This is a genomic window from Pontibacter locisalis, from assembly GCF_042684605.1.
Lineage (GTDB): Bacteria > Bacteroidota > Bacteroidia > Cytophagales > Hymenobacteraceae > Pontibacter > Pontibacter locisalis.
The window spans coordinates 25463-38107 of sequence record NZ_JBHULU010000003.1 but is presented as its reverse complement, the minus strand read 5'-3'; the positions used below and the strand labels follow the sequence as shown (position 1 = coordinate 38107).

Here is a 12645-nt window from a genome sequence, read left to right as displayed (position 1 = left end):
CGGAATTGTATCATAAATAAGTGAGAATTTTTATAGATATTTCAAGGAGGGTGTCTTTGAAATATATTTGTTTTTGTAATATGCTGTATGATAGCATGTTATGGCAAGGGTGTTACATGGCGTCTCGCCTAACTTCCGAAATAAAAGACGCCATTGCTGCTAAAGCTAAAGTGTGTTTGCGTAGTTTTGTGGTTTTACTAAAGCCGTAAGGCTGAAAAAATGGAGCATAGGAGCAAAAAGGATCCTTACGCGGTATTACGCTTACCAGAGTTCAGGCTTTATATCTCTGCCAGGCTATGTATCACGCTAGCTATGCAGATTCAGGCTGTAATTGTTGGCTGGCAGATCTACGACATTACTAAAGATCCGCTTTCATTAGGATTGATTGGCTTGGCAGAGGCGTTGCCTGCAATTGTTGTAGCATTATATGCTGGTTATATAGCGGATGTAGTACCACGGAAGAAAATAATTGTAACTGTGATATCAGTCCTGCTGCTTTGCTCTTTAGCGTTGCTGTACTTTACGCTGGATGTAACGCAGGTGCTGCAAATATATGGTGCCACGCCTATTTATGCGGTTATCTTCTTAAGCGGAGTGGCACGTGGTTTTATGGGGCCTGCGGTTTTTTCTTTCATGCCTCAGTTAGTGCCTTCTAAACAGCTATATTCAAATGCCATTACCTGGAGCTCCACTACCTGGCAGGCTGCTTCCCTGGCAGGCCCAGCAATTGGTGGCCTGATCTATGGATTCTTTGGCGTAAGTGCTGCTTATACCACAGATGCTGTTCTTGTGCTGCTGTCGCTGGTTTTCTTTTCCATGATCGGTGCACGGGCACTACCCGAAAACGCTAATCCCCAAAACCTGAAAGACAGCCTGCGCACAGGTATACAGTTTGTGTTCCGTAACCAGATTATTCTCAGCGCCATCTCTCTGGACTTATTTGCGGTGCTCTTTGGTGGGGCGGTAGCCCTCTTGCCTGTTTTTGCGTCGGATATACTTGATATGGGCCCGGAGGCACTGGGCTTTATGCGGGCGGCGCCGGCTGTAGGCTTTGTGCTGATGGCTGTTGTGATGGCTTATCATCCGATAACTGTAAACGCAGGTAAAAAGATGCTTTGGTGTGTAGCTGGATTTGGTATATGCATCATCTTGTTCGGTCTTTCCACCAGCTTTTGGTTCTCTATGGTCCTGCTGGCCTTGAGCGGTGCTTTTGACAGCATTAGTGTCATCATTCGGTCAACTTTAATTCATACCCTGACGCCAGAGTACATGAAAGGCCGCGTATCTTCAGTTAACAGTATTTTTGTGGGATCTTCTAACGAAATAGGTGCTTTTGAGTCTGGAGTTACAGCAAAGCTGATGGGGGTGGTGCCAGCCGTTGTTTTCGGAGGAGTTATGACGCTTGTAGTGGTAGGTGTCACAGCTTTTAAAGCCGACAAGCTCCGTAACCTCGACCTGACCCCAGAGGAAGCGGAATACGCATAAAGCATAAGTGCACAGCCCCGTGATTCAGGACCATGCACCTAGCCGAAGATGGCACTACAACTTATGCGGCGGCCTCTTTCTGCTTTTTAGATTCCGACTGCTGTGCACTGTTAGCCTTGCGTGGACGCCGGTTGCCAAAAGTGCCTTTAGTAATTTTACCTTTCTTTGTTTTTCTATCTCCTTTTCCCATAAATAGTTTTGTTAGTTAGTAACCTTTCATACGAAAATAAGAAGAATGTAGGCTAATAGTAGGCTACAGAAATTGCACTTAATGCTCTGGCTGTAAAAGGAAATAAGCTAAACCTTTTTGCTGCAGCAGGTGTTACAAAAAGATGCTTCAGCTCTTCATAAGGTAGGTTTTGTGCTCCGTGTTGCTTTAGCTTGTGTGAATAGCGGCAGACGTGGGGAAACACCTTCTTAAAGAGGTCAGGTATTTGTAACTTTACGCAATTATCTAAAGAGAGAAAAGCTTGTGCAGTAGCTAAATGTTTGCTGCGGGAGCTAAAGCTTGTATGGCAAAAACACCAGAACAAAACTTGGATGAGCTTGATGCTCGTCAGAACATCATTATAAAAGGTGCACGGGTACATAATCTGAAGAACCTGAGTGTAGCACTTCCACGCAACAAATTCATCGTAGTTACCGGGTTGTCCGGATCCGGTAAGTCATCTCTGGCTTTCGATACACTTTATGCCGAAGGGCAACGGATGTATGTAGAGAGCTTAAGCTCATATGCGCGCCAGTTTCTTGGACGTATGGATAAGCCTGATGTAGATTATATTAGAGGTATTAGTCCTGCCATTGCCATTGAGCAGAAGGTAAGCATAAAAAATAACCGCTCTACCGTTGGTACAAGCACCGAAATATATGATTACCTGAAGCTGCTCTACGCCCGCATTGGTAAAACGTACTCCCCTGTTTCAGGTGAGGTGGTGCAGAAGGATAGTGTGGCTGATGTAGTGGATTTTATTTTCAAGCTAGAGGATGAGGCACGGGTAATGGTTTTGGCGCCCCTTCTGCAGCACCATGACCGCACGTTGGCTAAAGAACTGGATCTCCTGTTACAGAAAGGTTATTCCCGCATTTATGCTAACGGTCAGGTCTATTTTATCGAAGAACTGCTGGAGGAGAAAAAGCCGAATTTAGGCAAGGAGGTTTATATTCTTGTAGATCGTGCTGTCATTTATAAGTCAGACGAAGACCTTCAGTTTAGGATAGCCGACTCTGTGCAAACAGCCTTTTTTGAGGGGCACGGCGAGTGCCGTGTGTTGTATGGCAATAACGAAGAGCGTGTATTCTCAGACAAGTTCGAGCTGGATGGAATAGTGTTCGAAGAACCATCTGTTAACTTCTTCAGCTTTAACAATCCTTATGGTGCCTGCCAGACTTGTGAGGGATTCGGTAGCGTACTGGGCATAGATCCTGATCTTGTGATTCCGGATAAGAGCCTTACTGTCTACGAAGGTGCTATAGCCCCATGGCGTTCAGACAAAATGAACGAATGGTTGCAGCCATTGCTAAAGAACGGTATCCGGTTTGACTTCCCGATACATCGCCCTTACAATGAGCTGTCGGAGGCAGAGCAGGAGCTGCTTTGGACCGGTAACAAGTACTTTGAAGGTCTTAACGACTTCTTTAAATTTATTCAGCAGCAGACGCATAAGATCCAGTACCGGGTAATGCTATCGCGGTACCGAGGGCGCACTACCTGCCCTGATTGTAAAGGATCACGTTTGCGCAAGGATGCCAGCTATGTGAAGGTGAGTGGCAAGAGTATAACAGACCTGGTGCTAATGCCTATCACGCAGGTGCTGCCGTTCTTCCGTAACCTGGAGCTGACAGAGCACGAGCAGAACGTGGCGGAGCGACTTGTTACAGAAGTTGCTAATCGTTTAAGCTATCTGGAACGTGTCGGTCTTGGCTATCTAACTCTCAACCGACTGTCCAATACACTTTCTGGTGGTGAGAGTCAGCGAATTAACCTGGCTACCTCGTTGGGTAGTGCACTGGTAGGGTCTATGTATATCCTGGATGAGCCAAGTATAGGACTGCACCCAAAGGATTCGGAGCAGTTGATAGGAGTGCTTCGCACGTTGCAGCAATTAGGAAATACGGTAATAGTAGTTGAGCACGAGGAAGAAATGATGCGTGCCGCTGATCAATTGATTGATATTGGCCCGGAGGCGGGCTCTGGTGGAGGTAACCTGATGTTTCAGGGGTCTTTTGAAGAGATGACGCAAAGTGCCGAAACTTATACAGCTAAGTATTTGGCTGGGAAAATGGAGGTGCCTGTTCCTGCACAGCGCCGCAAGTGGCGCAACTTCATAGAATTGATAGGTGCCCGTGAGAATAACCTTAAGAACCTCAACGTTAAGGTGCCATTGAGCGTGATGACGGTGGTAACAGGTGTAAGTGGTTCTGGTAAGTCTACTTTGATTAAGAAAATACTGGCCCCGGCCATGCAGAAACTGCATGGATCAACTTCAGAGGCCACGGGTAAATTTGACAAGCTGGCCGGTGATTACAACAAGATCAGGCATGTAGAGTTTGTAGATCAGAATCCTATAGGTAAATCATCGCGCTCTAACCCTGTAACCTATGTAAAAGCTTATGATGCTATCCGAGCACTTTATGCGGATCAGCCATTAGCCAAGTCCAGAGGGTTTAAGCCGTCGCACTTTTCATTTAATATTGAGGGAGGGCGTTGCGAAGTATGTCAGGGCGAAGGACAGGTGAAGATTGAAATGCAGTTTATGGCTGATATTTACCTGACCTGTGAGAGCTGCCACGGACACCGTTTTAAGCAAGACGTGCTGGATGTGAAGTATCAGGAGAAAAGCATCTCTGATGTACTGGATATGACCATTGCAGATAGTATCCAGTTCTTTTCGGATCAGCCGAAGATTGTTGAAAAACTGAAGCCATTGAACGATGTAGGCCTGGGTTATATTCGCCTGGGGCAATCAAGTAATACACTATCAGGTGGTGAGGCACAGCGTGTAAAGCTGGCATCCTTTTTAACCAAAGGTGCGCAGCCGCATCAGGAGGATATCTTGTTCATATTCGATGAACCCAGCACAGGTCTGCACTTCCATGATATCAGTAAATTGCTTACTTCCATCAATGCGCTAATTGAGAACGGGAACACGGTTGTTATCATTGAGCATAACATGGATATCATAAAATCAGCAGACTGGATCATAGACCTTGGTCCGGAGGGAGGCATCAATGGTGGGCATTTGCTTTTTGAGGGTACACCAGAAGACATGGCAAAGCTGGAGGATAACCACACTGCCCGGTTCCTGAAGGGGAAGTTGTAAATGTCTTAAAGTTATCGAGCGTCAGAAGCCGCAGTAACTAACGTTGCTGCGGCTTCTGTTTTTAACATAGGCTTGAAAGAGGTAAACCATAATTTATTAACTTGCCGTAAAGCAGCAGAGACTGTCAAAGCAAGTATAAATCATCAAACTATAAAACATGAGAAAAAGAATCGTTGCAGGTAACTGGAAAATGAATAAAACTTATGAGGAGGCTCTCACGCTTGTTTCGGAGATCGATAACATGGTGAAAGACGAAGTGAACAGTGATGTGACTGTGATTATAGCTCCTCCCTTTCCTTTCCTGCAAAGCGTAGGTAAGCTAACACAGGGTAATAACCTGATGCACTTAGGCGCCCAGAATGTAAGTGAGCACGACAGTGGTGCCTTTACCGGTGAAGTTTCTGCCAGTATGCTTAAGTCTGTGGGTACAGAATATGTGATCATCGGCCATAGTGAGCGCCGCATGTATCACCATGAAGATGCTCAGACACTCTATAAAAAACTGAAAGCAGCAATTGCGCAGGGCCTAAAGCCAATCTTCTGCTGTGGAGAACCACTGGAAGAGCGCGATGCTGATCGCCACTTCGAATATGTAGGGAAGCAGCTGCACGACAGCCTTTCTTACCTGAGCAACGAGGAGTTTGATCAGGTGGTAGTAGCCTATGAGCCAATATGGGCTATTGGTACAGGTCGTACAGCCAGTAGTCAGCAGGCACAGGAAATGCACGCTTACATTCGTGAGCAGTTGTCACGCATGTTCGATTCGGAAGCTGCCTTTAACACCTCTATCCTGTATGGCGGTAGCTGTAATCCGGGTAACGCGAAAGAACTTTTTTCACAGGAAGATGTTGATGGTGGCCTGATAGGAGGTGCTTCTCTTAAGTCTCGTGACTTTACAGATATCATTAGATCTTTCTAAATAAAAGCTTTCCAAAATATTTAGGGCTGCCGATGCAATTTGTCGGCAGCCTTTTTTGTTAGCGGTATTAATTAACTTTGATTAAATTAGTACATGCATATTCTTTTCACCCTCTGGCTGGCGGTAACGCCATTACTAAACAATTTAGGTGCAACTCCTGCACCTAAAGCTTCTGTGGACCGCGATATCTGTAAAATCTACGGCTCTGTTTACCTGGAGCGTGACCCAAAGTATAAGAATACAGCCTCTTACACTGTTTACCTGAACGAGGAGGAAGCTTTTGCCAACATGGTGGTATATCGGGAAAATAATAAGCTGTTTGCCGATGGTACTGCGATTTGGTATCTTACTCCAAGCAAAGCTTTTGCCGATCATGTGCTGTATGTGACAGAAAACCGTAATTTCGCAGACTTTACCGTGCATTATACTGATGCGCGTGCGTTTGCTACTTGCCGAGAATAATACAAAATGGATTTTATAGAAGTTACCCTTAAAGTAAACGCAGATTTTGCGGATATACTTACGGCCGAGCTGGGAGAGCTGGGCTTCGATGCTTTTGTTGAGACAAAAGATGGTTTTAGTGCTTACATTGATGAAGATGAGTACTCTGAGGAGGAGCTTGAGGCGGTGCTGAGCCGTTATGCAGATCTTGTGCAGGTAGAATACGCTACGCAGAGAATAGAGCGCCAGAATTGGAATGAGGAGTGGGAGAAGAACTTCGAGCCCCTGTTCATTGGCGGGAAAGTATCTGTGAGAGCTTCCTTTCATGAAAAGCCCGAAGCGGCAAAGTACGATATCGTTATCAACCCAAAAATGTCTTTCGGAACAGGGCATCATGAAACAACCACGCTCATGATCGAGAATCAGCTAACACTGGATCACCAGGGTAAGCGTGTTCTTGACATGGGGTGCGGTACAGGTATTCTGGCTATTATGGCCGGAGAGCTGGGTGCTTCAGAGATTGTGGCAGTTGAAATTGAGGATTGGACGGTGGAGAATGCCCGTGAAAATGCTGCATTAAATAACTACGAGGCCATTGATGTGCGCTTGGGCGGTGCTGAGACCATAGCAGGGGATCAGCCTTATGATATCATACTAGCCAACATTAACCGCAACGTGCTACTAGAAGATATGCCAGCCTACAAAGCTGTTTTAAAGCCGGAAGGCTGGTTGCTGCTGAGTGGTTTCTATACCGAAGACCTTCCGATGATCCAGGAACGTGCAGCAGAGCTTGGGCTGAATTATATTTCTCACCGGGTCAAAAACAACTGGGTGTCCGCCATTTTTAAAGCTAATTAATCTAGTCGAGTAAATAAACCAACTGCTATGAGGCACAAACTTTTACCCTTCCTCTTTTTCTTAACAATTATTACAGCGCAGGCACAGTCAAAGCTTTCAGATAAGCCAGAAGATTTTGTGCCAAGTGTGAAAGCGATGCTGATTTCAGGCAAGGCCGAAAACCCTGAAAAGCTTGCTGCAGACTTGCAGGAAGTGTGGGACAGTGGCAAGCTAACTGTAAAACAGCAGAAAGAAGTTATTGACATTGCTCAAGGGCTATATAAGAAGCGCATGCGTGTAAATCCACATTTCTCGGACTTTTTTACTATGGTAACAGCAGGTGTAAATAACCAGAACATGCGCGGGAAGCAGCTGGATGAGATGCTTGATGTAACTTCAAAGGCAGTACAGCAGGAAGATGGCAAGCGCCTGGAGCAGTTTCTTAGTACTGCCAGATTATACCTAAGCACGAACCGCCTTTTCCAGAACTCATACTATAGCCTTCGTTCTTCTAAAGGCAATTTTAGTTTTTCCTACGAGGGTGCTGCCAAAGCCGCAGAGGCTGCAGGAGATGCTACCAGCAACTGGGATAACTCCTGGGATGATGAAGTAAATGAGAAGGGGGAGTTGATTGAAGATGATGGCTGGGGAACGGTAACTGCGGCTCCTAAAAAAGAGGATAAAAAGAAAGCTGAAAAGAACAGAAAGGAAAGCATCAGACGGCAGTTTATACCTGAGCAGCCTAAGCTAAGCGGACCGGTTCTGAAGCTGGAGAGTATCGTTCTTGCGTTTGTTACGCCATGGGATTCTACATCTATCAATAATACGCAAGGGCAGCTAATGCTTGCGAATAACATGTTTGTAGGAGAAGGCGGTACGTTTGATTGGAAAGTAAATGGTGAGCCTGTAACAGCAGACATCAGGAAGTATAATTTTAATACTTCTTTCGCAGGGTTTAAGGCTCCCGATGTGACAGTGAAGTTTCCTGCAGTGCTTACAAGACCAGTGGATGGAGCTATGGAATGGATAAGTGGCAAGCGTAAGACAAGCGAATATCCTTATCCCAAATTCTTTTCTTTCACCAACGATGCACAGCTAGCTACTTTAGGAAAGAATATTAACTACACCGGTGGTTTCTCTCTTGTAGGAAACGCAGTAGGAAGTAAATCCCTTGACAACAGCTTGTCAGAGATCATAGTGTTCTATAACGGTGAGCGTAAATTCCGCTCAACAGCGCGCAGCTTCGCCATAAATGACTCACTGATTATAGCAAATCGTGCTACGGCGGTAATTTATCAGCATGCTGACTCTCTTACACATCCGGCCATGCAGCTGCGCTATTCAAAGCCGAAGCAGGTCTTAACTCTCACCAAAGATAAAGGACCTTATGCCAGAACTCCTTTCTATGACACTTATCATAAGCTTGAAATCACGGCAGAGCGGTTGCATTGGGACCTGAGCGCACAGAACATTGAATTTTCTGTCATCAATACGAAAACACTTGTACCGGTTCAGTTAGAATCCAAGCACTACTACTCTAATAATCGTTATCAACAAATGGTAGGTATAGCTCCTTTCCACCCCTTACAGGTGCTGGTAGGATATGGAGCAAAGGTGAAAAGCAATACTTTTTATATTCCGGAAGTAGCGCGCGCCACTAAACTTAATGAGAAAGCTATCAAAGAGGCAGCCTTTGCTATGCAACATGCCGGGTATATTGATTTTGACCCTGCTGCAGGTTACATAGAACTGAAAGAGAAAGCATGGCATTATGTAAAGTCTTCCCGTAGCCTGAATGACTATGATCACCTGATGATTAGATCAGTGATGCCATCCGGAAGAAACGCCACCCTAAACCTAGCTAATAATAAACTGACCGTAAGGGGAGTAGACAAGATTACCTTTAACAACGACACGGCAAGTGTATACATCGTTCCGAAGAACAGTGAAGTGCACGTTCTGAAAAACAGGGACATTGAATTTGCAGGAGATATTTATGCCAGCAGTCTTGGTTTTAAAGGATCTGAATTTAAGTTTAACTACGATGAGTTTTCAATAGATCTTATCAAACTTGATACTATAGCACTAATGGCCAGGCAGCGCCGTTCCGAGAAGATGACAAACCAGGTGCTAACAGGAAAGGGAGGTGCTCTTAAAGGGAAACTGTACATCAACAAGCCAAATAATAAATCCGGGGAAGAGTATTTTGCGGAGTATCCAAAGTTTGATGCGCCAATGGGTGCACAGGTAGCTTTCGCAAGACCAGATGTGGCGGGTGGCGCTTATGACAGCACGGTATATTTTGATATGCCTCCTTTTAAACTAGACAGCCTGAGCTCTGGTAAGAATGTTATTGGATTCGATGGTACATTTAACTCTGGAGGTATATTCCCTCCGATCAAGACAAAGCTGTTGATGATGCCGGATAAGACCCTCGGTTTTTATTATCAACCTTCTGCAAAAGGCTTGCCTGCCTACGGGGGCAAAGGAATGGCTTATGATACCATCATGATGAGCTCCAGCGGTATCCAGAGTAAGGGTAAACTAACCTACCTTACCGCTACACTTCAGGCACCGGCTTATACTTATTATAAAAATGCTGTTGTAACCAAAGAAGGAAAATCAGCTACGACTGCAGAGACCGACTTGGGAGGAACTAAATTTCCGGTGGCTAAAATCAATGGTTTTGCAATGAACTGGCTGCCACAAGCTGATACCATGTACCTTCAGACGCAGAAGGAACCGATGAAGATCTATAAAGAAGAGTTTGCCTTTAAAGGTGTTGCCAAACTTTCTCCGGGTGGCTTATACGGTGCCGGCGAGGTAGATAACCCTGTGGCAAATGTAACTTCTCCTGAACTGCATTTCAAGCAACGGAATATGAGTGGTAACCATGCCACCATGATTGCCAAATCTGACGTGGCAGGCAGGCCGGCCATTAAAGCTCAGGACATGGCGTTTGAGTACGACCTGGTAAAAGGTATTGTGGATTTTGAAAGTGAGCAGAAGGGTGTGGCAAGTATAGAATTCCCTAAGGCTCAGTATAAAACCTCCATGAGCAGTGCACGCTGGGATATGAATGCGCAGCGCGTAAGCCTGAAAGCAGATGAGAATGGAAACAAGAACTGGTTTTACTCCATGCACCCACAGCAGGAAGGGCTCCGCTTTATGGCTGCCAGTGGTAATTATGATCTGAAGGCAAATACTGTATTGGCAGGAGGAGTGCCTTATATTACCATCGGTGATTCTCATGTAGTGCCAGATAGTGGGAAAGTGGCAGTAGCCGCAGATGCAACGATTAAAACACTGCTTAATGCCAGAGTTCTGGCTGACAGCTTGCAGCAGTATCATAAGCTATACGCAGGCAATGTAGATATCTTGTCTCGTAATGCGATGAAGGCAACTGCAATCCATGACTACTATAATGCTGCATCGGATTCGTTCCGACTACAGTTCTCGAACTTTGTGTATGGAAATCCGCAGGGGAAGAAAAAGCCGATCTATACTTTCGCAGAAGCGAATGCCGAAGAAAAGACACCATTCTACATTTTCCCTCGCATCCTGTATCGTGGAAAGATTATGATGCATGCTATGAATGAGAACTTCGATTTTGATGGAGACCTGAAACTAAACTTTACAGGTAACCCAGCTGACTCTGATTGGTTCCCTTACAAACAGGAGTCCCTTGACCCAAGGAATGTTCGTATTCCTATTATCAAACCAAAGACAGCTGACGGTACCCCTCTTTACACGGGACTGCACATTTCAAAAGGAAGTTCAAAGCTATATAACACACTGGTATCGAAGAAGCAGTCTGAGGAAGACCTTGATCTTTTCGTGGTAGATGGGCTTCTGTCTTATAACAAAGACAGAAGCGAGTTTAAGATGGGTAGAGAAGGCCGTGCCTACTCCGATTCTTATGAGGGTAACATGATGCTTTATAACGAAGCATCTAAAACTATTCGCTTTGAGGGCAAAATGAACCTGGTAAGCCCAATGAAGAACTTTGCAATGGAAGTTGCAGGCAGTGGTGATGCGAATGTGGATAGCAGCCAGTATGAGTTGGATACCTTTATTGCTTTGGACCTGACAGCTCATAAGAATGTGATAGCTGATATGGCAGAATCGTTAAAAAGCAATGTAGGCGGTGCGGCAGAGGCAGTCGAGAATAGTGATGCCGCTTTATATAAATTAGCCGGTTTTATAGGAGACAGGGCTGTACGCCAATATAAAGAAAGCGCAGCTACTAATTATGTGCCCCTTCCAGAGGTATCAGGTAAGCTGGTGCGAAGCCTGATCCTGAATAATGTTGACCTGAAGTGGTCTAACAAGCAGAATGCATGGTACAGTGTAGGCAAGATAAGCGTGGCTAGTATGATGAAAGAAGATATCAATGCACAGTTAAACGGCTACATGGAAGTAAAGCAGGATATGAACGGGGAGCCGGTAGTGTCGCTTTACCTGGAGGCTAGCCCTTATTCATGGTATTTTATAAACTTCTTTGAGAACGGCCTTACCATTGCTTCCTCTGATGAAAAGCTAAGTCAAACTGTGCGTTCTAAGTCGAAAGGTGGTCGTGGGGTAAGCGCAAACTATGGTGTATACCCCGGTGAGGAAATTGACAAGAATATATTTCTGGAGCACTTTAGAAAAAGCTACACCAATGGGGAAACAGGTTTTAAAGCTGCCGTTGAGCAACCTGCTAAGGAGCCTGCAATGCTAATCGATGCCGCCGCAGAAGACCCGGGGAAGACTAAGAAAAAAAAGAAGAAAGGTGGCGAGGGTAATTAGTTTTAAGCATGGGAGTCGCCCTGGGGGTAGATAACCAAGAACTAATAGCAACCCGTATATAGTGAAGAGAAACTTGAATTTTGGAGTTTAAATTAAGTTATGCCTATATTTGAGCTCCTTTTAAGGCCGGTCTACTATACTAAACTTTTACAATAACGGCAGCCGGAAAGGAGTCCGGTGGACAAAATGAGTATTATTACATGGAAATATTAATTATCGCTGTATTATTTATTGCCGCTTACCTGATTGGCTCTATTTCAACGGCAGTGTGGTTGGGCAAGGCCTATTATGGAATTGATATCAGGCATCATGGTAGTGGCAATTCCGGGGCAACTAACACTTTCAGGGTTTTAGGGAAAAAGCCGGGTACAATAGTTATGCTTATCGATATTTTCAAAGGTTGGTTGGCAACGTCACTGGCTGGTTTACTAGTTATCTTTGATGTCATTGCAGCTGACAACTTAGTTTACTTCCAGCTGGTTATGGGCGCACTTGCAGTAGTAGGGCACATCTTCCCGGTTTATGAGCGTTTTAAAGGTGGCAAGGGTGTGGCTACTCTATTGGGTATGATGCTCGCGATTCAGCCAGAGGTGGCTTTGATGTGTATGGTGATTTTTGTTATCGTACTTTTCACCTCCCGGTATGTATCTCTGGGCTCTATGATTGCAGCTCTGGCTTTCCCAATCCTGTTGCTTTTGCCACGCTTTCATCCGGATAACCCGATTCTGATTATTTTTGGATTCATACTTTTTGCTGTGGTTGTACTTACCCACCGCAAGAACATTAACCGCCTGATTGCTGGCCAAGAAAGCAAGGCGAATATCACATTAGGTCGTAAAAAGTAGCTTCGAG

The 12645-nt window shown here is 45.1% G+C and carries 8 protein-coding genes; 7 read left to right on the top strand and 1 reads right to left on the bottom strand.

The window, feature by feature from the left end:
• Positions 1-219 precede the first annotated feature (219 nt).
• Complete coding sequence (locus tag ACFSRY_RS02365; protein ID WP_377503070.1) at positions 220-1485, top strand: MFS transporter; 1266 nt, start codon at positions 220-222, stop codon at positions 1483-1485.
• A 61-nt stretch (positions 1486-1546) separates the two neighbouring features.
• On the opposite strand, the gene ACFSRY_RS02360 is transcribed toward ACFSRY_RS02365, so the two are convergent.
• Positions 1547-1675, bottom strand: coding sequence for a 30S ribosomal protein THX (locus ACFSRY_RS02360; RefSeq protein ID WP_377503068.1), 129 nt, complete (start codon positions 1673-1675; stop codon positions 1547-1549).
• A gap of 322 nt (positions 1676-1997) precedes the next feature.
• On the opposite strand from ACFSRY_RS02360, the gene uvrA reads away from it, so the two are divergent.
• The 6 genes from uvrA (at position 1998) to plsY (ending at position 12638) form a co-directional block, all read left to right on the top strand.
• Positions 1998-4805: an excinuclease ABC subunit UvrA gene (gene uvrA, locus ACFSRY_RS02355; RefSeq protein ID WP_377503066.1), complete on the top strand. Its 2808-nt coding sequence runs from the start codon at positions 1998-2000 to the stop codon at positions 4803-4805.
• A 157-nt stretch (positions 4806-4962) separates the two neighbouring features.
• Positions 4963-5724, top strand: a complete 762-nt coding sequence (gene tpiA / locus ACFSRY_RS02350; protein WP_377503064.1) for a triose-phosphate isomerase — start codon at positions 4963-4965, stop codon at positions 5722-5724.
• A gap of 93 nt (positions 5725-5817) precedes the next feature.
• A complete protein-coding gene (locus ACFSRY_RS02345) occupies positions 5818-6186 on the top strand; it encodes a DUF6150 family protein (protein WP_377503062.1) in 369 nt (122 codons plus the stop codon).
• A 6-nt stretch (positions 6187-6192) separates the two neighbouring features.
• On the top strand, positions 6193-7023 hold the full coding sequence (gene prmA, locus ACFSRY_RS02340) for a 50S ribosomal protein L11 methyltransferase (protein ID WP_377503060.1): 831 nt from the start codon (positions 6193-6195) through the stop codon (positions 7021-7023).
• Between the two features lie 27 nt (positions 7024-7050).
• On the top strand, positions 7051-11793 hold the full coding sequence (locus tag ACFSRY_RS02335) for a hypothetical protein (RefSeq protein ID WP_377503058.1): 4743 nt from the start codon (positions 7051-7053) through the stop codon (positions 11791-11793).
• 200 nt (positions 11794-11993) lie between these two features.
• A complete protein-coding gene (gene plsY / locus ACFSRY_RS02330; protein WP_377503056.1) occupies positions 11994-12638 on the top strand; it encodes a glycerol-3-phosphate 1-O-acyltransferase PlsY in 645 nt (214 codons plus the stop codon).
• Positions 12639-12645 lie beyond the last annotated feature (7 nt).